22 protein-coding genes are annotated in these 20,935 nt (G+C 72.0%); 11 read left to right on the top strand and 11 right to left on the bottom strand.

What is annotated here, in order from left to right; genetic code table 11:
• Positions 1–120: 120 nt before the first annotated feature.
• On the bottom strand, positions 121–906 hold the full coding sequence (gene nagB / locus IG94_RS0122210) for a glucosamine-6-phosphate deaminase (protein WP_031039784.1): 786 nt from the start codon (positions 904–906) through the stop codon (positions 121–123).
• A gap of 644 nt (positions 907–1,550) precedes the next feature.
• Here nagB and IG94_RS0122205 point away from each other — a divergent pair.
• The gene (locus IG94_RS0122205; protein ID WP_194963140.1) at positions 1,551–3,017 is read left to right on the top strand and encodes a sensor histidine kinase; all 1,467 of its coding nucleotides are present in this window, start codon (positions 1,551–1,553) and stop codon (positions 3,015–3,017) included.
• A gap of 180 nt (positions 3,018–3,197) precedes the next feature.
• Here IG94_RS0122205 and IG94_RS0122200 read toward each other — a convergent pair whose 3' ends face one another.
• Complete coding sequence (locus IG94_RS0122200) at positions 3,198–3,455, bottom strand: WhiB family transcriptional regulator (RefSeq protein ID WP_003973730.1); 258 nt, start codon at positions 3,453–3,455, stop codon at positions 3,198–3,200.
• 319 nt (positions 3,456–3,774) lie between these two features.
• On the bottom strand, positions 3,775–4,743 hold the full coding sequence (locus tag IG94_RS0122195; RefSeq protein ID WP_031039780.1) for a diacylglycerol/lipid kinase family protein: 969 nt from the start codon (positions 4,741–4,743) through the stop codon (positions 3,775–3,777).
• Positions 4,744–4,870: 127 nt separating this feature from the next.
• Here IG94_RS0122195 and IG94_RS0122190 point away from each other — a divergent pair, with 127 nt between their 5' ends.
• Complete coding sequence (locus IG94_RS0122190; protein ID WP_031039778.1) at positions 4,871–5,338, top strand: hypothetical protein; 468 nt, start codon at positions 4,871–4,873, stop codon at positions 5,336–5,338.
• Positions 5,339–5,394: 56 nt separating this feature from the next.
• Here IG94_RS0122190 and IG94_RS0122185 read toward each other — a convergent pair whose 3' ends face one another.
• The 3 genes from IG94_RS0122185 to IG94_RS0122175 form a co-directional block, all read right to left on the bottom strand.
• Positions 5,395–6,480 (bottom strand): RNA polymerase sigma factor SigF, encoded by a 1,086-nt coding sequence (locus IG94_RS0122185; protein ID WP_063763399.1) that lies wholly within the window; start codon positions 6,478–6,480, stop codon positions 5,395–5,397.
• A complete protein-coding gene (locus IG94_RS0122180; protein WP_031039773.1) occupies positions 6,477–6,890 on the bottom strand; it encodes an ATP-binding protein in 414 nt (137 codons plus the stop codon). The genes IG94_RS0122185 and IG94_RS0122180 overlap by 4 nt, the downstream gene beginning before the upstream one ends.
• Before the next feature lie 262 nt (positions 6,891–7,152).
• Entirely contained in the window at positions 7,153–7,413 is a 261-nt protein-coding gene (locus tag IG94_RS0122175) for a UBP-type zinc finger domain-containing protein (RefSeq protein ID WP_031039770.1), read from the bottom strand.
• A 61-nt stretch (positions 7,414–7,474) separates the two neighbouring features.
• Here IG94_RS0122175 and IG94_RS0122170 point away from each other — a divergent pair, with 61 nt between their 5' ends.
• A complete protein-coding gene (locus tag IG94_RS0122170) occupies positions 7,475–9,067 on the top strand; it encodes a Na+/H+ antiporter (RefSeq protein WP_031039767.1) in 1,593 nt (530 codons plus the stop codon).
• A gap of 67 nt (positions 9,068–9,134) precedes the next feature.
• On the opposite strand, the gene IG94_RS0122165 is transcribed toward IG94_RS0122170, so the two are convergent.
• Together IG94_RS0122165 and IG94_RS0122160 are read right to left on the bottom strand one after the other, a co-directional pair.
• Positions 9,135–10,055 carry a 1-aminocyclopropane-1-carboxylate deaminase/D-cysteine desulfhydrase gene (locus tag IG94_RS0122165; RefSeq protein ID WP_031039764.1) on the bottom strand — a complete coding sequence of 307 codons (921 nt, stop codon included), beginning with the start codon at positions 10,053–10,055 and terminating at the stop codon, positions 9,135–9,137.
• A 171-nt stretch (positions 10,056–10,226) separates the two neighbouring features.
• A complete protein-coding gene (locus IG94_RS0122160; protein WP_031039760.1) occupies positions 10,227–10,817 on the bottom strand; it encodes an N-acetylmuramoyl-L-alanine amidase in 591 nt (196 codons plus the stop codon).
• A gap of 320 nt (positions 10,818–11,137) precedes the next feature.
• Here IG94_RS0122160 and IG94_RS0122155 point away from each other — a divergent pair, with 320 nt between their 5' ends.
• The 6 genes from IG94_RS0122155 to IG94_RS44100 all read left to right on the top strand — a co-directional run bounded on the left by IG94_RS0122155 (position 11,138) and on the right by IG94_RS44100 (position 17,486).
• A complete protein-coding gene (locus IG94_RS0122155; protein WP_031039758.1) occupies positions 11,138–12,544 on the top strand; it encodes a family 2B encapsulin nanocompartment shell protein in 1,407 nt (468 codons plus the stop codon).
• Positions 12,545–12,629: 85 nt separating this feature from the next.
• The gene (locus IG94_RS0122150; RefSeq protein WP_031039755.1) at positions 12,630–13,766 is read left to right on the top strand and encodes a family 2 encapsulin nanocompartment cargo protein polyprenyl transferase; all 1,137 of its coding nucleotides are present in this window, start codon (positions 12,630–12,632) and stop codon (positions 13,764–13,766) included.
• 274 nt (positions 13,767–14,040) lie between these two features.
• On the top strand, positions 14,041–14,652 hold the full coding sequence (locus IG94_RS0122145) for a GNAT family N-acetyltransferase (RefSeq protein ID WP_031039751.1): 612 nt from the start codon (positions 14,041–14,043) through the stop codon (positions 14,650–14,652).
• Between the two features lie 109 nt (positions 14,653–14,761).
• Complete coding sequence (locus tag IG94_RS0122140) at positions 14,762–15,346, top strand: dihydrofolate reductase family protein (protein WP_031039748.1); 585 nt, start codon at positions 14,762–14,764, stop codon at positions 15,344–15,346.
• Positions 15,347–15,351: 5 nt separating this feature from the next.
• Complete coding sequence (locus IG94_RS0122135) at positions 15,352–15,978, top strand: ABC transporter ATP-binding protein (RefSeq protein WP_051159382.1); 627 nt, start codon at positions 15,352–15,354, stop codon at positions 15,976–15,978.
• 14 nt (positions 15,979–15,992) lie between these two features.
• Positions 15,993–17,486, top strand: coding sequence for a hypothetical protein (locus tag IG94_RS44100; RefSeq protein ID WP_031039743.1), 1,494 nt, complete (start codon positions 15,993–15,995; stop codon positions 17,484–17,486).
• A 166-nt stretch (positions 17,487–17,652) separates the two neighbouring features.
• On the opposite strand, the gene sodN is transcribed toward IG94_RS44100, so the two are convergent.
• On the bottom strand, positions 17,653–18,048 hold the full coding sequence (gene sodN, locus IG94_RS0122125; protein WP_031039738.1) for a superoxide dismutase, Ni: 396 nt from the start codon (positions 18,046–18,048) through the stop codon (positions 17,653–17,655).
• Between the two features lie 145 nt (positions 18,049–18,193).
• Here sodN and sodX point away from each other — a divergent pair, with 145 nt between their 5' ends.
• Positions 18,194–18,628 (top strand): nickel-type superoxide dismutase maturation protease, encoded by a 435-nt coding sequence (sodX, locus tag IG94_RS0122120; RefSeq protein WP_031039736.1) that lies wholly within the window; start codon positions 18,194–18,196, stop codon positions 18,626–18,628.
• Here the strand turns inward: sodX and IG94_RS0122115 are convergent.
• Positions 18,532–19,161 carry a CGNR zinc finger domain-containing protein gene (locus tag IG94_RS0122115; RefSeq protein WP_031039734.1) on the bottom strand — a complete coding sequence of 210 codons (630 nt, stop codon included), beginning with the start codon at positions 19,159–19,161 and terminating at the stop codon, positions 18,532–18,534. The genes sodX and IG94_RS0122115 overlap by 97 nt on opposite strands.
• A gap of 98 nt (positions 19,162–19,259) precedes the next feature.
• Here IG94_RS0122115 and IG94_RS0122110 point away from each other — a divergent pair, with 98 nt between their 5' ends.
• The gene (locus IG94_RS0122110) at positions 19,260–20,039 is read left to right on the top strand and encodes a class I SAM-dependent methyltransferase (protein WP_031039730.1); all 780 of its coding nucleotides are present in this window, start codon (positions 19,260–19,262) and stop codon (positions 20,037–20,039) included.
• 106 nt (positions 20,040–20,145) lie between these two features.
• Here IG94_RS0122110 and IG94_RS0122105 read toward each other — a convergent pair whose 3' ends face one another.
• Complete coding sequence (locus tag IG94_RS0122105) at positions 20,146–20,898, bottom strand: amino acid ABC transporter ATP-binding protein (RefSeq protein WP_031039728.1); 753 nt, start codon at positions 20,896–20,898, stop codon at positions 20,146–20,148.
• Between the last annotated feature and the right edge of the window lie 37 nt (positions 20,899–20,935).

Here is a 20,935-nt window from a genome sequence, read left to right as displayed (position 1 = left end):
CTGATGCCTGATGCCTGATGCCTGGCGCCTGGCGCCTGGTGTCTGGTGTCTGGCCCCGGAACGGCGCAGGCGCCGGTCCCCGTCACGGGGGCCGGCGCCTGCGCGTGCGTGCGGGACGGGTCAGATGCCCTGCCAGTCCGGCTTCTGGGCGTAGGTGTGCCGGAAGTAGTCGGCGAGCTTCAGCTTGGCGGCCGCGGCGTCGTCGACGACGACCGTGGCGTGCGGGTGCAGTTGCAGCGCGGAGGCCGGGCACACGGCCGCGACGGGGCCCTCGACGCTCGCGGCGACCGCGTCCGCCTTGCCCTCCCCGGTGGCGAGCAGCACCACGTGCCGGGCCTCCAGGATGGTGCCGATGCCCTGCGTGATCACGTGGTGCGGCACCTGCTCGATGTCACCGTCGAAGAAGCGCGCGTTGTCCACGCGGGTCTGCTCCGTGAGCGTCTTGATCCGGGTCCGCGAGGCGAGCGAGGAGCAGGGCTCGTTGAAGCCGATGTGCCCGTCGGTGCCGATGCCGAGGAGCTGGAGGTCCACCCCGCCGGTCCCGCCCAGCGCCTCGTCGTAGGCCTGGCACGCCGCCTGGATGTCCTCCGCCGTGCCGTCCGGGCCCATGAACGCGTCCATGCCGATGCCCAGCGGTTCGAGCACCTCGCGCCGCAGCACCGAGCGGTAGGACTCCGGGTGCTCCGCGGGAAGCCCCACGTACTCGTCGAGCTGGGCGATCCGCGCCCGCGCGGTGTCCACGGCGCCCGAGCGCACCTTGGCCGCCAGCGCCTCGTACACCGGCAGCGGCGTCGAGCCGGTGGCCACCCCGAGCAGGGCGCCGGGCTTGCGCCGGAGCAACTGCGCCATGGCCTCGGCTATGAGTTCGCCGCCCGCCCTGGCATCGGGAACGATGACAACTTCCACGCTGGCCTGCCGTTTCGAAGAGAGGACCCGTCCGGGGTCCGGGACTGACTGTGTGGCGGTTATGTGGTTTAGACCAATCTAACAGAGCGGGGTCCCGCGGTCGCGGGGAAAGGCCGGGCGCGCGCGGGCGGCCGGCGGCCGGCGGACGGGCTCACGGCACTGGCGAACGCCGTCACCGGGACCGGTGACGGCTCGCCGTCCGGCCCCGCGGGCGGGGCCGGACGGGCTAGGCTCAACAAACACGGTCCACCGCATGGACACGCTTAGTGGTCTAGTCCAGAATGGGCGCCAGGGCACTCGGCGGGTCGCTCGCGCGAGGTGGCCGCCGGACTTCCGCCTTCCCCGCACAGGAGGGCGGACCGAGGAACCGGAGCTCTCTGCCCTGACTGCCCCGGCTCCTCACCCTTCGGCCGAACGGGACCGCACACCCCACGGCCGATGTTGCTCCGGGCTGCGGTGCCGGGAGGGCTGAGGGTCCCTCCCAGGCGCCGCGGCCCGCGGGTGCCTCCGGTGGTCCTTGGCGTGTCGCAGCGCGTCGGGGCGTGTTGAGGTGTGTCGGGGCGTCTCCGGGCGGGGGAGCAGTGGCACGTGGCTGGTTTCGATCGTCGTCCGTACCGCCAGGTACGCTCAGCCCCGTGCCGTCCATGAACGAACTCGTACGCCAGCACACAGCGCTCGACGACTCCGCTCTCGAGTGGCTCCACCTGCTGGTCTCGGAGTGGCAGCTCCTCTCCGACCTCTCCTTCGCCGACCTGGTCCTGTGGGTCCCCACCCGGGACGGCACGCGGTACGTCTCCGTCGCCCAGATGCGGCCGAACACCGGCCCCACCTCGTACCAGGACGACATGGTCGGCCACCTGGTCCCGCGCGGCCGGCGCCCCATGCTGGACGCCGCGCTGGACGAGGGCCGCATCGTGCGCGAGGGCGACCCCGAGTGGCGCGAAGAGGTCCCGGTCCGCGTGGAGTCCATTCCCGTACGCCGCCAGGGACGCGTCCTGGGCGTCATCGCCCGCAACACCAACCTGCTCACCGTGCGGACACCGAGCCGCCTGGAGCTGACGTACCTCCAGAGCGCCTCCGACCTCGCACAGATGATCGCGGCCGGCGCCTTCCCGTTCGAGAACCAGCAGCTCGACATGGACGCCTCGCCCCGCGTCGGCGACGGCCTGATCCGGGTCGACGGGGACGGCATCGTGCAGTACGCCTCCCCGAACGCCCTGTCGGCCTACCACCGCATGGGCCTGGCCGCCGACCTGGTCGGCCACCACCTCGGCCGCACCACCGCCGAACTCGCCCCGTCCCGCGGCCCGGTGGACGAGGCGCTCGCCAAGGTGGCCAGCGGCTGGGCGCCGCGCGAGTTCGAGATCGAGGCGCACGACGGGGTGATCCAGTTCCGCGCCATTCCCCTCAAGCCCAAGGGCACGCGCATCGGTTCGCTGGTGCTCCTGCGGGACGTCACGGAACTGCGACGCCGCGAGCGCGAGTTGATCACCAAGGACGCCACCATCCGGGAGATCCACCACCGGGTGAAGAACAACCTGCAGACCGTGGCGGCCCTGCTGCGCCTCCAGGCCCGGCGCATCGAGTCCGACCGGGGCCGCGAGGCGCTGGAGGAGGCCGTGCGCAGGGTCGGTTCGATCGCGATCGTGCACGAGACGCTCTCCCAGAACCTGGACGAGCGCGTGGAGTTCGACGAGATCGCCGACCGCGTGCTGGCGATGGTGGCGGAGATCTCGCCGGGCCGGGTCACGGGCCGGCGCACCGGCCGCTTCGGCATCCTCGACGCCGAGGTCGCCACCCCGCTGTCCATGGTGCTGACCGAGGTCCTGCAGAACGCGCTGGAACACGGTTTCCGCGACAGCGACACCGGCACGGTGGAGGTCTCCGCGGTCCGCGGCGGCACGACGAAGGAGGCCCGGCTGCTGGTCACCGTCCAGGACGACGGCGTCGGCCTGCCCCAGGACTTCGACCCGCACCGCTCGGGGAACCTCGGGCTGCAGATCGTACGCACCCTGGTGGAGGGCGAGTTGGGCGGCACCTTCGACATGGTCCCGGCCCCCGACCGCGGCACGCGCGTGATCCTGGACATTCCGGTGCCCACGGAGAAGTAGTCGCGAAGCACCGGTCCGGGGCAGCAAAAAGCCCCGGACCGGTGAAGGTCCGAGGCCAGTGCTCGTGCGATGCATCGTCCCGATGCTCATCGGGGGGTACTGCGCGCTGCGGCTCGGGGGCGGGGGATGTGTACGCGCTGTACACGCCGCCAAGCTGAGGCTGTCAGTAGGGGCGGCTGGTCAGGCGGATGCCTGACGAGCCCGGTTGCGGGCGGCACGGCGCTTCATCGCGCGACGCTCGTCCTCGCTGAGACCACCCCAGACGCCGGAGTCCTGACCGGACTCGAGCGCCCACTGCAGGCACTGCTCCATGACAGGGCAGCGACGGCAGACGGCCTTGGCTTCCTCGATCTGCAGCAGCGCGGGACCGGTGTTGCCGATGGGGAAGAAGAGCTCGGGGTCTTCCTCGCGGCAAACGGCGCGGTGACGCCAGTCCATGGCTGCTACCTCTCCTTGGTATTACGTGCGGATTGCTTGTGAATGTGAACGCTTTCACGAATCCCTCAACAAGGGAAGGGCCTACAGCCAGGTTCCCTGGCGTGGTCCTGTGGTTTGAAGAGGGGTTCCGGTGATCTGTGGAGGCTGGTTCTGCGGGCCGTCCCGATCGCCAAGAAGAGACTCGCAAACCTCGGCGGCGGATACAACCCCTTCCGGAAAGTTTTTTTTGATTCTTCGGTGTCGACTAGGTCACAGCCGTACTTCCATGGGGTGGACCCTGGCCTAAACGTTCGAGTGAAAGGACTTTCGCCGCTTCTGCTCACACAATCACACGCAGTGCACGGCGTACGCCTGTGAACGTCACGCTGGTCCGCAGCCCGAGGTGGTCACCGTCCATCTGAAGGGGGAGAGGCACCTTCGAATGCAAGGTGAAGCCCGTCAGATCGTGCAGGGAGACGGCATGCCGTCCGCGCGGTCCGCGCTCGGGGGACGAAGTGAGCAACTGCGTGCCATACCGGGCGACCGCGCCCGCCGAGAGCCGGCTGAGACCGAACACGTCCAGGGCGGTGTCGAACGACGCCTCGGGGGACGCGTAGATCGGACGGTTGCCGAGGAACGTCCAGGGGCACGTGTTCGAGACTATGGACAGCACCAGGTCGGTGACCGGGTCCGCGCCCTCCCGCTCCAGGGTGATCGTCCCGTGGCGGCGGTGCGGCTCCCCGACCAGCGCGCGCATCACCTGGCGGACGTAGAGGGCGTGGGTCGACTTCTTGCCCCGCTCGCGGTGCTGCTCGACGCGGCCGACGACGCCGGCGTCGAAGCCCAGCCCGGCGTTGAAGGTGAACCAGCGCTCCGGGACCGCCTCGTCCTCCGTGCCCGGCGTGCCCGAGGCGAGCCCCAGGCCGACCGTCCGCTCGCGCCCCTCGCGCAGCGCGTCCAGCAGGGCGCCGGTGGCCTCCACCGCGTGGTTGGGCAAACCGAGGGCGCGGGCGAACACGTTGGTGGATCCACCGGGGACCACCGCGAGGCCGGGCAGGTGGTCCGGGTCGGGGCCGCCGTGCAGCAGGCCGTTGACGACCTCGTTCACCGTGCCGTCGCCGCCGAGGGCCACCACCAGCTCGATGTCGTCGCTCTGCGCGGCCTGTCTGCCGAGGTCCCGGGCGTGGCCGCGGTACTCGGTGGTGACCGCCTCCAGCTTCATCTCGCTGGCGAGAGCATGGATCAGCACGTCGCGCGTGCGCGCGCTCGTGGTGGTTGCCGCCGGATTGACCACGAGAAGTGCACGCATGGTCTGCAGGGTACCTACTGGGTGGTACTCGGCCCAGACCGAGGTGAAGAACCCCACGCACCCCCGGCGCGCGTGATAGGTCCGACACCGCCGCGGCCGCCCGTGCCCCGAGGGCTACCCTGCAGGGGTGAGTAGTGAGCAGACCCCAGCCCCCGAAGCCGCCGACGACGCGGAGCCCCGTCCCGGCCGGCTGACCGCCGCGGCCGCGCTGGCCGCGTTCGAGGGGGCGGCGCTCGTCGTGGGCGGCGCCTGGATGCTCGTGGGGGGTCTCACCGGCCACCCCGACGACCGGACCTCGGCGCTCACCGGCGGCGTGACCCTGATCGTCCTCGCGCTGCTGCCGCTGCTCGCCGCTCGCGGACTGCTGGCCATGAAGGGCTGGAGCCGGGGGCCGGCCGTCATCACGCAGCTCATGGCGCTGCCCGTGGCCTACAACATGCTGCGGGCCGACGGCCTGGCCGTCCCGGCGGGCGTCGTGCTCGGTGCGGCGGCCGTCACCGGTCTTGTGCTGCTCGTCAATCCCACGACCACCCTCGCCCTCGGCATCCGGGGGCCGGGCAACTCCGGCCGGCCGTCGGGGGACGCCGGGAAGTAACCGGGCCGACCGCTGCCCCGGTGGTCTGCGGCGCGACCACGAGCGGCGTCCGGCGGCTACTCCTCGACCAGCAGCTTCTCCCGCAGCTGCGCCAGCGTGCGGGCGAGCAGCCGTGACACGTGCATCTGCGAGATCCCGACCTCCTGCGCGATCTGGGACTGGGTCATGTTCCCGAAGAAGCGCAGCAGCAGGATCCGCTTCTCCCGCGGCGGCAGGTCCTCCAGGAGCGGCTTGAGGGACTCGCGGTACTCGACCCCCTCCAGCGCCTCGTCCTCGGCGCCGAGCGTGTCCGCCACCGCCGGGGACTCGTCGTCGGTGTCCGGGACGTCCAGGGACAGGGTGGAGTAGGCGTTGGCCGACTCCAGGCCCTCCAGGACCTCCTCCTCGGAGATCGACAGCTTCTGGGCGAGCTCGTGGACGGTGGGGGAGCGCCCGTGCAGCTGCGAGAGCTCCGCCGTCGCGGTCGTCAGGGCCAGCCGCAGCTCCTGCAGCCTGCGCGGGACCCGCACCGCCCAGCCCTTGTCCCGGAAGTGCCGCTTGATCTCGCCGACGACCGTGGGAGTCGCGTACGTCGAGAACTCCACCCCGCGGTCCGGGTCGAAGCGGTCGACCGACTTGATGAGTCCGATGGTGGCGACCTGGGTGAGGTCGTCCAGGGGCTCGCCGCGGTTGCGGAAACGGCGCGCGAGGTGCTCCACGAGGGGCAGGTGCATGCGGACCAGCCGGTTGCGCAGCTCCGCGTACTCGGGGCTGTCCTTCGCCAGGGTGCGCAACTCGGTGAACAGCAGACGCGCTCCGCTGCGGTCCTGCGGGTCGTGCCGCGTGCCCTGCGCGCCCCGTGCACCGGGCACGCCGTCTTCGGAGTGTCGCTCGTGCTCGCTCATCGTCCCGCCCGTCGCCCTTTCCCGAGCTCCCGCCTCCGCCGGGCCGGGGCGGGCCGGGGTGTCCCCGGCCCGCTGCCCTTCGCCCGGCGGAACGGCCTCGGGCGAGGTCTCGTCCACCGGATGCGGTCGGGCCTGCTCGGGGATGCCGTCGATGCCGTCCGCCGTACGCCGGGCCTCGCCCTCAGAACGTGCGCCCCCGGCCGACAGCTCCCGTGTGCCGCGCTCTTCGTCCCGCACCGGCCCGTCCCCGTTCGTCACGCCGGCCCGGGTCCCGCGCCGCGCTGTTTGTAGAGGCTGATCGAAACGGTCTTGTCCTCGTCCACGGCGGAGGAGACCTTGCCCGCGAGGGCGGACAGCACCGTCCACGCGAAGGTGTCCCGCGAGGGGGCGTGGCCGTCCGTGGTCGGCGCCGAGACGGTGACCTCGAGCGAGTCGTCGACAAGGCGGAAGACGCAGCTGAGCACCGAGCCCGGCACGGCCTGCTGAAGCAGGATCGCGCAGGCCTCGTCGACTGCGATACGCAGATCCTCGATCTCGTCGAGGGTGAAGTCCAAGCGGGCTGCGAGGCCGGCCGTCGCCGTACGCAGCACCGACAGGTAGGCACCCGCGGCCGGCAGCCGGACTTCCACGAAGTCCTGGGTCCCGGGCTCGCCTGCGATCTGGGACACCCTCACCTCCAAGGTGGTACAAGCGTCAAAGGGCCGAGGGTCGCCCCTCGGGGGTAACGCGATACGTGGTTCAGCGGTGACGTTATCGCGCTCCGAACTTTCCTGTCCCGCAACCCCAACCCCTTGCTGTCACTCATGGTAAACACACGAACACGCACAGTGGCTAGGGGTTGGGCGGGCCCAAATCGGAAGAGCGCGCGCCGGGTTGACGTACCCAGACGTCAGACGGTCGAACCGTCCCGGGACGAGGTCCCGCGGGGACTCACACGAGGACATGGTCGACGAAGCACCAGCGCCAGCTTTCCCCGGGTTCGAAGGTGCGCATCACCGGATGGCCCGTCTCCTTGTGGTGCGCCGTCGCATGCTGCCCGGGGGAGGAGTCGCAGCAGCCGACGTGACCGCAGTCGAGGCACAGTCTCAGCTGCACCGGGTCCGTGCCCTCGGCCAGACACTCCGGGCAGGTCTCGCCGCGCGGTTCCGGTTCCGGGTGCGGCAGCGCGTCGGCGTGCGTGCACTGTTTCATGATTGCCAGGTTACGACGGGCGTGCGGACCACCGCGCGGAAAAAGAGGGCGGGCGAGGACGATGCACGTGATGCCGCTGCTGTTGCTGGTGGCGGGCAGCGCCGCGGTCGCCGCGGCGGGGCGGCGGGTACCGGTACCGGGGCCGCTGCTGCTCGTCGCGGTGGGGCTGGCGGTGAGCTACGTCCCCGGTGTGCCCGACTACACCCTCGACCCGCACATCGTTCTGCCCCTCCTGCTGCCCCCGTTGCTCTACACGGCGGCCTCCGACAGCTCCTACCTGGACCTGCGGGCCCAGGTGCGGCCCGTGGCGCTGCTGTCCGTGGGCTACGTCCTCTTCGCCACGTTCGTCGTGGGCTGCGCCGCGTACCTGATCGTGCCGGGCCTGCCGCTGACCGCGGCCCTGGTGCTCGGCGCGGTCGTGGCGCCCCCGGACGCCGTCGCGGCCACCGCGGTCGCCCGCCGCGTGGGGCTGCCCTCCCGGATCACCACGATCCTCCAGGGCGAGTCCCTGGTGAACGACGCCACCGCCATCACCGCCTTCAAGGTGGCGCTGGCCGCGGCGGTCGGCGAGGGCGCGACCTGGGCCGGCGGGATCGGCGAGTTCCTGATCGCGGCGGTGGGCGGCGTCGGTGTCGGCCTGGTCCTGATGGTGCCGCTGCACTGGCTGCGCACCCACCTGACGGAGGCGCTGCTGCAGAACACGCTCTCCCTGCTGATCCCGTTCGCCGCGTACGCCGTCGCCGAGCAGGTGCACGCCTCCGGGGTCCTCGCGGTGGTCGTCGTGGCGCTCCATCTGGGCCACCGCGCGTGGGAGGTCGATTTCGCCACCCGGCTCCAGGAGGAGGCGGTGTGGAAGATGGTCGCCTTCGTCCTGGAGTCGGCCGTCTTCGCCCTCATCGGGCTGCAGTTGCCCGTCGTCCTCAAGGGGCTCGGGGACTACGCGGTCGCCGACGCCGCCCGGTACGCCCTCGCCGTCTTCCTCGTGGTCGCGGTGGCGAGGTTCGCGTGGGTGTACCCGGCGACCTTCCTGCCCCGGCTGTCGGCACGCGTCCGCGCGCGCGAGGGCGACCTCTCCTGGAAGGGGCCGTTCGTGATCGGCTGGGCCGGGATGCGCGGCGTGGTCTCGCTGGCCATCGCCTTCTCCATTCCGCTCACCGTGCACGGCGGCGAGCCCTTCCCCGAGCGCAACCTCGTCCTCTTCCTCACGTTCACCACCGTCATCGGCACGCTGGTCGTCCAGGGCGTCAGCCTGCCGCCGCTGATCCGCCTGCTGAAGTTCCCCGGGCACGACGTGCAGGCCGAGACACTGGCGGAGGCCAACGCCCAGGCACAGGCCTCCCGGGCCGCCGAGCAGCGCCTGGACGACCTGCTCGCCGACGAGCGCAACACCCTGCCGGGCCCGCTCGCCGACCGCCTCCGCACGGTCCTGGAGCGCCGCCGCAACGCGGTGTGGGAACGGCTCGGCCAGGTCAACTCCGCCACCGGGGAGACCGTCGACGACACCTACCGGCGGCTGTCCAGGGAGATGATCGGCGCCGAGCGCGAGGTGTTCGTGCGGCTGCGGGACGGCCGCTACATCGACGACGAGATGCTGCGGACCCTGCTGCGGCGGCTGGACCTGGAGGAGGCGGCGGCGTACCGGGAAACGACGTGAGCGCGGCAGGGCGGGCGTGGTGGGCACGGCGGGCGTGGTGGGGGCGGGTCCGGCGGCACGGTCCCGCTCAGGGCGGCGCCCCGGGGAAGGGGCGGCCGGTGACGACCGCCGCCAGGGTGGTCCCGCGCGGGAAGGCGCCCTCCCGGGCGAGGGCGCTGAGGGCGTACAGCATCTTGGCGACGTAGACGCGTTCCACGGGAAGGCCGTGCCGTGCCTCGAAGTCCGCGGCGAAGGAGTCCAGCTCCGGCGTCGTACGGGCGTAGCCGCCGTGGTGGAAGCGGTCGTCGAGGCTCCACGCGCCGCGCGGCCCGCCGAACGCGCGGTCCTGGAGCCGCCGTATGTCGCCGTCCAGGAATCCGCCCCTGAGTACGGGAACGCCCAGTGCGCGCCGCCCTCGGGGCAGCCCGGCCGCCAGCCCGGCGAGCGTGCCGCCGGTGCCGCAGGCGACGGCGACCACGTCCGCCTCTCCGGCCAGTTCCTCGCCCAGGGCCCGGCACCCGCGGACGGCCGCCGCGTTGCTGCCGCCCTCCGGGACGACGAACGCGCCCTCGGCGTCCACCGCGCGCAGGAGCGCCGCCAGCGTCTCGGCTTCGGTCTTGCGCCGGTAGACCGCGCGGTCGACGAAGTGGAGCCGCATGCCGTCGGCGGCGCACCGGGCCAGGGAGGGGTTGAGCGGCAGGCCGGCCAGCTCCTGGCCGCGCACGACACCCACCGTGGACAGTCCGAGCAGCCGGCCGGCGGCGGCCGTGGCGCGCAGGTGGTTGGAGTAGGCGCCGCCGAAGGTGACGACGGCCCGCCCGTCCGCCGCGGCGAGGTTCGGCGCGAGCTTGCGCCACTTGTTGCCGACGAGTTCCGGGTGGATCAGGTCGTCGCGCTTCAGCAGCAGTCGGACACCGTGCCGCTCGAACCGGTCGTCGACGACCTCCTGCGAGGGCGACGGCAGGCGCGGCGCCAGGGCGGCGGGGTCGGAGGTGTCGGTGCCGGTCACCCCGCCATTGTCGCGCGAACCGCCGGACAGCGCGGGCCGCCCGGGCGGCGCCGCCCGTCGGGTGGTGCGGCCCCCGCGCGGGTGGCGCGGCCCCCCCCCCGCGAGGGTGGTGCGGCCCGGCGGGTGGTGCGGGCCGCCCGGCGGTGCGGGCCGGTCACCCGGGGCGGCACGTCACTTCAACCGGTCGCGGACCCGCTCCCGCATCGAGTCCATCGTGAACCCCCGCGGGTCCACCTTGCCCGGCTGCCATTCGAGGTGGCCGACGACGGACCGCTCGTTCCAGCCGTGGTGGCGGCAGACGGCCGCGGCGGCCCGCTCGATCGCCTCCAGTTGCTCGTCCGGCCAGGGATCGTCGCCGTCGCCCAGGTTCTCGCACTCGAAGCCGTAGAAGTGCCGGTTGCCGTCGGTGTTCGTCTCGTTGTCCCCGGGCAGCCCCTTCTCCGCGATCACCGCGCGCAGGACGTCGTCGTCACCGAGGCCGGCGTGGTTGGCCCTGCCGTACCCGACCAGGTGGACCTTGCCGTCCTTGGTGATCACCCCGTGGCACAGCGGACCCGGCAGGTTCGCGTGGCCCTTGCGGCAGATGTCCACCGTCCGCTCGCTGCCGCTGGTGACCGTGTGGTGGATCATCACGCCGTGCACGGGACCCCAGTCGCCCTTGTCGTTGCGGTTGTGGTCCTGCCAGTCGCCGACTTCGACGACGGTGAGGCCCTCCTTCTTCAGGGCTTCGAGAAAACTGCTCGCGGACATGGGTGGGGCCATGGCCGGCTCCTTCGTAACTCAGTGCGACAGCCGCCCGGTGCGACCGCCTCGTACGGTGCTTGTACCGGAGCGGAGCCGTTTCTATTACTTGTTCGGCCCGTGTGCGAGCCGATTCGGACAACTTCGTTCCGGCCAACGGCGTTGACCAGCCCCGGACAAGACCGCCGAGGCCGCGAACAAGCCCTCATACCTGCCCCGGTCGTCCGAGATCCATTCCCCCTCGTTCGTGTAATAGCACCGGCACGCTCCGTGAGGAAGGCTGGTCCCTGCACATCGATGCCGGGCGCGTTCGCCCGGCATGACTGGGAGGGCAATTCCTTATGTCGGTAGGCGAAGAGGTCCGCATCGAGCAGACCAGGCCGCAGCAGAGCCTCGGCACGGCGGCCGCGCGGAACCTGGCCACCACCACCAAGTCCGTTCCTCAGATGCAGGAGATCAGCTCGCGCTGGCTGCTGCGCTCGCTCCCCTGGGTGGACATTCAAGGCGGCACGTACCGGGTGAACCGGCGTCTGACCTTCGCCGTCGGGGACGGCCGCGTGACCTTTGTGAAGACCGGCGACCGCGTCGAGGTAGTCCCCGCGGAGCTGGGCGAGCTGCCGGCCCTGCGTTCGTACGAGGACGACGAGGTCCTCTCGGAGCTCGCGCAGCGCTGCGAGCAGCGGGAGTTCGGCCCCGGCGAGGTGATCGCCTCGTTCGGCGGCCGCGCCGACGAGGTCTACCTGCTGGCCCACGGCAAGGTCGAGAAGATCGGTACCGGCCCCTACGGCGACGACGCGGTGCTCGGTGTCCTCGCCGACGGCGCCTATTTCGGTGACCAGGCACTGCTGGACGAGGACCCCATCTGGGAGTACACCGCCCGTACGGTCACCGCCTGCACGGTGCTCGTACTGCCGCGCACCGAGGTGGAGCAGGTCGCGGAGCGGTCGGACTCCCTGCGCGCGCAGTTGGACGAGCGGCGCTCGCAGCCGGAGCAGAACACCAACAAGCAGGGCGAGAAGGCGATCGACCTCTCCGCCGGTCACACCGGCGAGCCGGACATCGCGCACACCTTCGTCGACTACGAGGCACGGCCCCGTGAGTACGAACTGAGCGTCGCCCAGACCGTGCTGCGTATCCACTCGCGCGTGGCCGACCTCTACAACAAGCCGATGAACCAGACGGAGCAGCAGATCCGGCTGACCGTGGAGGCGCTGAAGGAGCGCCAGGAGCACGAGCTCATCAACAACCGCGAGTTCGGCCTGCTCCACAACTGCGAGTACGACCAGCGGATCCAGCCGCACGCCGGTGCGCCCGGCCCGGACGACCTGGACGAGCTGCTGAGCCGCCGACGGGGCACCAAGCTGCTCCTCGCCCACCCGCGGGCCATCGCGGCGATCGGCCGTGAGCTGAACCGGCGCGGGCTCGTACCGGAGACGATCGACGTCGCGGGCAACCGCATCCCCACCTGGCGGGGGGTGCCCATCTACCCGTGCAACAAGATTCCGGTCACCGAGGCGCGGACGTCCTCGATCATCGCGATGCGTACCGGTGAGCAGGACCAGGGCGTGATCGGTCTGCGGGCCACCGGCGTCCCGGACGAGATCGAGCCGAGCCTGTCGGTGCGCTTCATGGGCATCAACGAGCAGGCCGTCATCAAGTACCTGGTCACGGCCTACTACTCGGCAGCCGTCCTCGTACCGGACGCGCTCGGAGTCCTGGAGAACGTCGAGATCGGCCGCTGGCAGTGACATCGGTTTCCCCCACGCCGTGTCCCCGCCCGGCAGGGCGGGTACACCCCGGGGGTACGGACGGGCCGAGGGGGAGGGTGAGTCCATGACGGAGGCTCGGCGCGGCGCCACCGCGACGTGTCGTCCCACGGGAACGCCGGACAGGCAGTGGCCCATCGGCGCACGGCGGGACGGAGAGCCGGTGGCGGTCGAGGGCGGCTACGAGGCGGAGGCGCTCCTGCGGGAGTCGCGGGCGTCCGTGGATCCCGAACTGCGTTCCGCCATCGCGTCGTTGCCCGCCGGGATGCGCCGGGTCGCGCTCTACCACTTCGGCTGGCAGCACGCGGACGGCACACCCGCCGCCGGCAACGCGGGCAAGGCGATCCGCCCCGCGCTCGTCCTCACCGCGGCGGCCGCGCTCGGTGGTCCCGCGGCCCGGGCGGCGGCCGGCCGGGCCGCGGCGGCGGTGGAGCTGGTCCACAACTTCACGCTGCTGCACGACGACGTGATGGACCGGGACACCACCCGCCGTCACCGGCCGACCGCCTGGACCGTGTTCGGTGACGCCGACGCGATCCTCGTCGGGGACGCCCTGCAGGCACTGGCCCTGCGGCTGCTCGCCGCCGACCCGCACCCGGCGTCCGCGGCGGCGGCGGTCCGGCTCGCCGACTGCGTCATGGAGCTGTGCGAGGGCCAGCACACGGACACCTCGATGGAACGGCGCGCTCCGGGCGAGGTCACGCTCGACGAGACCCTCGTCATGGCCGAGGCCAAGACGGGAGCCCTGCTGGGCTGCGCCTGCGCCCTCGGCGGGCTGTACGCCGGCGCGGATGCGGCGCACGTGGACGCCCTGGACGCCTTCGGCCGCGAGGCCGGGCTCGCCTTCCAGCTCATCGACGACGTGATCGGCATATGGGGCGACCCCCGGCAGACCGGGAAGCCGGCCGGTGCGGACCTGGCCGCCCGCAAGAAGTCCCTGCCGGTGGTCGCCGCCCTCAACTCCGGCACCCCGGCCGCCGCGGAGCTGGCCGAGTTGTACGCGGCGCCGTACGAGGAGGGCAAGGAGGACCTGGACCGCACCGCCCTCGTGGTGGAGCGGGCCGGAGGCCGTGACTGGGCGCAGGCCCGGGCCGCCGACCGGATGGCGGGGGCGATGCAGGAACTGGCCCGCGCCGTGCCCGATCCGGAGGCGGCGGGCGGCCTGCTCGCGCTGGCCGAGTTCGTGACCCGTCGCAGCACCTGACGGCCGTCCCGTCCGCTCCGCCGGACCGGGACGACCTCGATCGCCCGGTCCGGGCCGCAGGACACCGGAGTCCGTAGAGGGCCGTACGGCACCTGACCGACGTACGGCCGCACCGCCGACGGCTCCGGCCGGCGGGCCCCGCACCACCTCACGGTGTGCGGGGCCCGCCCTCTGCTCTCCTGTCTCCCTGCGCGGACCCCGCCGGTGAGGACGCCACCGGTTAGGCTCAACCGCCTTACGTACGGGCGACGTTGGGCGAAGGGGCGGGCGGGGCATGAGTGTGGTGATCCGGACGGCGGGGGAGGACGACCGGGAGCGGGTCGTCCGGCTCCTTGACGAGGCGTTCCAGGACGATCCGGTGAGCAGCTGGGTCTTCCCCGGCGTGGAGTACCGCCGCCGCACCCACCACCTGCTGATGGCCGCCTTCGCCGACGCGGTGTTCGCCGACGGGCGCATCGATCTCACCGAGGACGCCTCGGCCTGCGCGCTGTGGCTGCCCTTCCCCGCGGAGGGGGACGTGGACGCCGGGGACCCGGGCGCCGGGGACGTCCCCGCCCGGGTCCGCGAGGCCGTCGACCCGGAGAACGAACGCGTCGAACTGATAGCCCGGCTGACGGAGGACATCCATCCCGCCGGGCGGGCCCACGCGTACCTGTGGATGATCGGCGTGGCCCCGGGCCGGCAGGGAGAGGGGCTCGGCACCGCGTTGATCGGGACGGTCCTCGACCGCTGCGACCGCGAGGGTCTGCCCGCCTACCTGGAGGCGAGCAGCGCCCGTAGCAAGGTGCTGTACGAACGCCTCGGCTTCGAGTTCACCGGCCGGGCCCTCGACCTCCCCGACGGCCCCCGGATGTGGCCGATGTGGCGAGAGCCCCGGACCCGGTAATCGACTGTCCGTATCCCTACGCGTTCCGTACTGTGCGCGTAGTGGTCAGATGGGTCGGGCCAGGTCGGGTGAGGTCCTGGCCGGCCGACCGGGGGAAGGGTTGCTGGTTTTGCGCAGACTCACATATTTCGTCGCCTGCTCGATCGACGGCTTCATCGGCGGTCCGGACGGCGACGCGTCGTTCATGACCCGCTTCGTCGACGAGGAGTACTTCGGGTTCCTGAAGTCGGAGTACCCGGAGACCCTGCCGACTCACGGCCGCCGCCACCTGGGGATCGACGACCTGCCCAACAAGCGGTTCGACACGATCGTCCAGGGCCGGGGCAGCTACGACCTGGCACTCAAGGAGGGCATCACCAGCCCCTACGCCCATCTGCGCGAATACGTCGCCTCGCGCACGCTCGCCGAGTCGCCCGACCCGAACGTCGAGATCGTCTCGACCGACCTGGCCGGCCGGGTCCGGGCGCTGAAGGCGGAGGAGGGCGCGTACGACGTCTACCTGTGCGGCGGTTCGGCCGTCGCCGGTGAACTGGTCGACGAGATCGACGAGTTGGTCATCAAGACCTACCCGATCGTGCTGGGCACCGGGATGCCGATGTTCGGCTCCGCGTTCGCCGTCTCCGAGTTCGTCACGCGGGACGTGCGGACCTTCGGCAACGGCGTCGTGGTGCGGACCTACGACAGGAAGCGCTGACGCGCGTGGTGCCTGTACTCGCGGCCGACGGCGCGGCGGTCGAGCTGGCCGACACGACGCTGCTGGCCCCCACGACGTTCGAGGTCGGGCCGGGCGAGCGCTGGTGCGTCACGGGCGGCAACGGCACGGGCAAGACCACCCTCCTGCGTGCCTTCGCGGGCACCCGCAGCCTGACGGCCGGCTCGGTCTCCGTGCGGGGCGAACCGGTGGCCATGACCGACCCCCGCCACCGGCGGCTGATGGCCTCGCTGGTCGAACCGGTGCCCGTCGCCCGCGACATGACGCTGCGCGAACAGGTGGCCCTCGTCGCCGCCTCCTGGTACGGCAACTCCACGGCCGCCGCCGAAGGCACCGGACGGGTCGTCGAGCGGCTGGGTCTGTCCGCACTGGGCGAGCGGTTCCCCCACCAGGTCTCGTCCGGGCAGTCCCAGCTCTTCAGCCTCGCGCTGACCCTGGTCCGGCCCGCCGACGTGGTACTGCTCGACGAGCCCGAGCGGCACCTCGACCGGCACCGCGTCGATCTGGTGGCCGGCCTCCTCGCCGAGCGGGCGGAGGCGGGTACCGCGTTCCTGGTCGCCACCCACGACCCGGCTCTCGTGGCCGCGTGCGACGGCCGCGTGGAGCTCGGGTGACGGGACAGGCCGCCGTGACAGCCGCCGAAGCCTACGCCGGGGACCGCGTCCGCGCGGTGTGGCACCGGTACAGCCGGCGCGGCGACCGCACCTCGGCGGGCAGCCGCGCGTACACGGCCTACCTCGTGGTCCTGTTCGGCGCCTTCTTCCTGGCGCCCGCCCTGCACGCGGCGGGCACGAGCCCCGCGCTCTTCTCCCTGTCCGCGCCGGGCGCCGCGACGTCCGTGTCCTGCGCCTTCACGGTGACGCTGTGCTGGAGCGCGCAGCTCGCGGGCCGGTTCTGGGGCCCGCTGGTGCTCCAGCCCTTCGTGCTGCACGTGTTCACGTCCACTGACCTGCCCCCGACGGCCTACCTCGGCGGGGCCGCCCGCCGCCGGCTGAGGTACGCGGGCACCGCGCTGCTGCTCGCCTCCTGTGCGGCGGCGTACCTCACGACCGACCTGTTCGACGACCTCGGCACCGTGCCACAGGCGGTCGCCGTCGCGGCCGGTGCCGGCGCCCTCGGCGCGGTGGCGTGGCTGTGGGGCCAGGTGCGGACGCCTCGGGACAATCTCGTTCTCGCTTCGGCCGCGGGCGCCACGGCCCTCCTCGTGACGCTGACGGGCCACCGGATCCCGGACGCCGGCACGGGTGGCCTCTGGCTGGTCGCGGTCGCCGCGGCGACCACTGCGGTGATCCTGGCCCGGGTAGCCTTCCGCTCCCTCCGCACGGTGGACCTGGCCCGCCTCGCCCGCGAGTCGTCACGAGCTTCCCAGGCTCAGACGTACGTACTCACGGGCACCCTCCACCACGCGCTCGACCTGTACCGGCCGGAGCCGCGCGGTTTCACCTCGGCCCTGTTCCGCCCCGACGGCCGCCTGCGCGGCCACCTCGCCCAGGGCGCCGTGCGGGCCCTGCGCACTCCCGGCCGCACCAGTGCGGCCGCGCTGCTCCTGCTGGCCGGCGGCGCCCTGCTGGCGGCCGGGACGGCCGGCGGCCCCGCCCTGCCGCTGTGGGCGGCCGGAGCGTGCTGCGTCTACCTGGGCTCGGGACGAGTGGGCGAGACCTGGCGCGGGCTGCGCGACGAGCTGACACTCCCCCCGCTGTTCGGCGGGCGGTGGCGCGGGACGCTCGCCCGGGGGCTTGCCTGGCCCGCCGCCGCCGTGACGGCCGGCACCCTGCTGGGCGGCGGAGCCGCTGCGGCGACCCGGTGGCCCCAGTACGACGCCCACCCGGCGGACACGGCACTGCTCGCCGCCGCCACGATCGTGCTGGTCCTCGGCGCCAGGTTCCTCCGCGAGATGAAGTCGAACCTCCCGCTCTCCCTCCTGCTCCCGGTCATGACCCCGTTCGGCGACCTCTCCGGGCTCCTGGTCGTGGCGTGGCAGTTCGACGGACTGGTGACAGTCGTGCTCGGCACCGCGCTGCTGCACGCGGCCCCGTCCGCCCCCGTGGCAGCGGCCCTCGCGGCCGCCATCGCCACCTGCTGCGCCTGGACCGGCCTGCGCAGAACGAGGTCGGTGTGGTGAAGGGCGTGCGGATCGTGGCCGGGGTCGGAGGGGCGGGTGCACGTGAGGCGGGTAAAAGACCGCACCCGGACCGCTGTGGACGCCGTGTTCGGCGGCCTGCGGGCCGGGTGCGGGACAGTCGACCGGACGACCGGAAAAGGACCGGACCGAGCGGCATGACCGAAGATCAGGCCTTCTTGGTCTCCCAGAAGATCTCGTCGATCCGGGCGATGTAGTCCAGGGCCTTCTGGCCGGTCGCCGGGTCCTTCGAGCCCTTGGCGGCCGACAGGGCCTTCAGGGTGTCGTTGACCAGCTGGTGCAGCTCCGGGTACTTCTCGAAGTGCGGGGGCTTGAAGTAGTCGCTCCACAGCACGGAGACGTGGTGCTTCGCGAGCTCGGCGCGCTGCTCCTTGATGACCGTGGCGCGCGTCTGGAAGTGCGGGTCGTCGTTGCCGGCCATCTTTTCCTGGACGGCCTTCACCGACTCCGCCTCGATGCGGGCCTGGGCCGGGTCGTACACGCCGCAGGGCAGGTCGCAGTGGGCGCTGACCGTGACCTTGGGGGCAAACAGGCGGGAAAGCATGAAGCGTTCCTTCCTCGTGATCGTCTTCTCAGGGGGGACATTACTCCCTGGGAGGCGCGATTTCGCGGGTGCCCCCGTGGGCTTAGGACAAAAGTCCGGGGTGAGACTGAGACTGGTGGAGGAAAGACCGGGGAGGTGCCGGGTGATGCCGGAGCAGCTGTCGCAGGAGACCGAGCGCGCGAGAGGGGCGCTGCCCTTCGGACCGGCCGAGGTGACCGGTCCGTCGATGGTGCCCACGCTGCACCACGGGGACGTACTGCTGGTGCACTGGGGGGCGCGGGTCAGGCCGGGAGACGTGGTCGTGCTGCGGCACCCCTTCCAGCAGGACCTGCTCGTGGTCAAGCGGGCCGCCGAGCGGCGCCGGGGCGGCTGGTGGGTGCTCGGGGACAACGCCTTCGCGGGGGGCGACAGCACCGACTACGGGGTCGTTCCCGAGGAGCTCGTGCTCGGGAAGGTGCGGTTGCGGTACCGGCCGCGAGCCGGTCAGCGCTCGCCGTTCACCGTGGTCCGCTGGGCGCTGTCGGCACTCCGGCCGGTACTGGCGGACCGGTCCGCCTCCAGGCGCTTGCGGGCGCGGTAGGCCGCCACGTTGGCGCGGGTGGCGCAGCGGTCGGAGCAGTAGCGCCGGGAACGGTTGGTCGAGGTGTCCAGGTAGGCGTTGCGGCAGGGGGGCGCCTCGCACAGTCCCAGCCGGTTCACGCCGTACTCCGTCAGGTGGAAGGCCAGGCCCATCGCCGCGATCGCCGCGAAACCGGCGGTCGCGTTGGAGGGGTGGTCGGCCAGGTGCATGTGCCACAGCGGGCTGCCGTCGTCGTCGCGGTGGTCGTGGCCGGAGATCTGCGGGCTCACCGGGAACTCCAGGAGCAGGGAGTTCAGCAGGTCCACGGCGAGGGTCTCGTCGCCCCCGTCGGCCGCCTCGAAGACCGCGCGCAGCCGGCCCCGCACCGAGCGGAACCGGGTCACGTCCGAGTCGGTGGCGCGGCGGGCCGCCGACTGGTTGGCGCCGAACAGCTCGCGGACGGCCTCCACCGAGGTCAGGGAGTCCTGTCCCCGCGACGGTTCCTCGGTGTTGACGAGACGCACGGCGTAATCCGAGTAATAGGCCAGTTCCACTTGTAGTCCTTACGGAGGGGCTTTAGGGTCGTGCCTGCGGTCAGGTAAGAGCTGATCGTGCTTCCAGGGTATTACGTCATGCAGTACGGAGGGGCTTGATGACGGACGCGGAGATCACCACCAACGCCACGGACGGCACCGACTGGCAGGCCTGGCAGCGGAGCTGGGACCGGCAGCAGGAGTGGTACATGCCGGACCGCGAGGAACGGTTCCGGATCATGCTCGACATGGTCGGCGCACTGGTCGGCCCCGCGCCCCGCGTGCTCGACCTGGCCTGTGGCACCGGCACCATCACGGCCCGGCTGCTCGACCGGTTCCCGGACGCCACCAGCACCGGCGTGGACCTCGACCCGGCGCTCCTCGCGATCGCCGAGGGCACCTTCGCGGGCGACGAGCGGGTCGGCCTCGTCACCGCCGACCTCAAGGACCCCGACTGGCCGGCCAGGCTGCCGTACGACGCCTACGACGCCGTCCTGACCGCCACGGCCCTGCACTGGCTGCACGCCGAACCCCTCGCGGATCTCTACGGCCGGGTCGCGGGACTCGTCCGCGACGGCGGTGTCTTCATGAACGCGGACCACATGATCGACGACACGACGCCCCGGATCAACGCGGCCGAACGCGCGCAGCGGCACGCGCAGATGGACGCGGCCAAGGACGGGGGCGCGCTCGACTGGTCCGAGTGGTGGCAGCTGGCCGCCAAGGACCCGGTGCTCGCCGGGCCCACCGCCCGTCGCTTCGAGATCTACGGCGAGCACGCGGACGGCGACATGCCCTCGGCGGCGTGGCACGCGCGGGTACTGCGCGAGAAGGGCTTCGGCGAGGCGCGGCCGGTCTGGTGCTCGCCCTCGGACACGCTGCTGCTCGCCGTGAAGTGAGCCCCCGGCGCGGGGGACGGGACGGTGAGGATCCGGCGGTGAGGGGGCGGCGGAACAGCGGGCAGGGGCGGTACGGGAAGTCCGTACCGCCCCTGCGGATGCCGTCTCAGAGGACCTTGGACAGGAACGCCTTGGTCCGTTCGTGCTGCGGGTCGGTCAGGACGTCGCGCGGGTTGCCCGACTCGACCACCACGCCGTCGTCCATGAAGACCAGGCTGTCGCCGACCTCGCGGGCGAAGCCCATCTCGTGGGTGACGACGACCATGGTCATGCCGGACTCGGCGAGGTCGCGCATGACGTCGAGTACGTCGCCGACCAGCTCCGGGTCCAGGGCCGAGGTCGGCTCGTCGAACAGCATCAGCTTCGGCTCCATGGCCAGGGCCCGCGCGATGGCGACGCGCTGCTGCTGGCCGCCGGAGAGCTGCGAGGGGTAGTTGCCCGCCTTGTCGCCGAGGCCGACCCGCTCCAGGAGACCGCGGGCACGCTCCCTGGCCTGCGCCTTGCTCACGCCCTTGACCTGGACCGGCGCCTCCATGACGTTCTCCAGCGCCGTCATGTGCGGGAACAGGTTGAAGCGTTGGAAGACCATGCCGATGTCACGGCGCTTGAGGGCGACCTCGCTGTCCTTCAGCTCGTAGAGCTTGTCACCCTTCTGGCGGTAGCCGACCAGCTCGCCGTCGACGTACAGACGCCCGGCGTTGATCTTTTCGAGGTGGTTGATACATCTGAGGAAGGTGGACTTGCCGGAGCCGGAGGGGCCGATGAGGCAGAAGACCTCGCCCTGGCGCACCTCCAGGTCGATGCCCTTGAGGACCTCCACCGGGCCGAAGGACTTGTGGACGCCCTCCGCCTTGACCATGGGGACGGCCGAGTCCCGCACGGGGGCGGTCTCCGTC

Origin of the sequence: Streptomyces olivaceus (assembly GCF_000721235.1) — a bacterium.
Classification (GTDB): Bacteria; Actinomycetota; Actinomycetes; order Streptomycetales; family Streptomycetaceae; genus Streptomyces; species Streptomyces olivaceus.
This window is presented reverse-complemented; position numbering and strand designations above follow the sequence as displayed.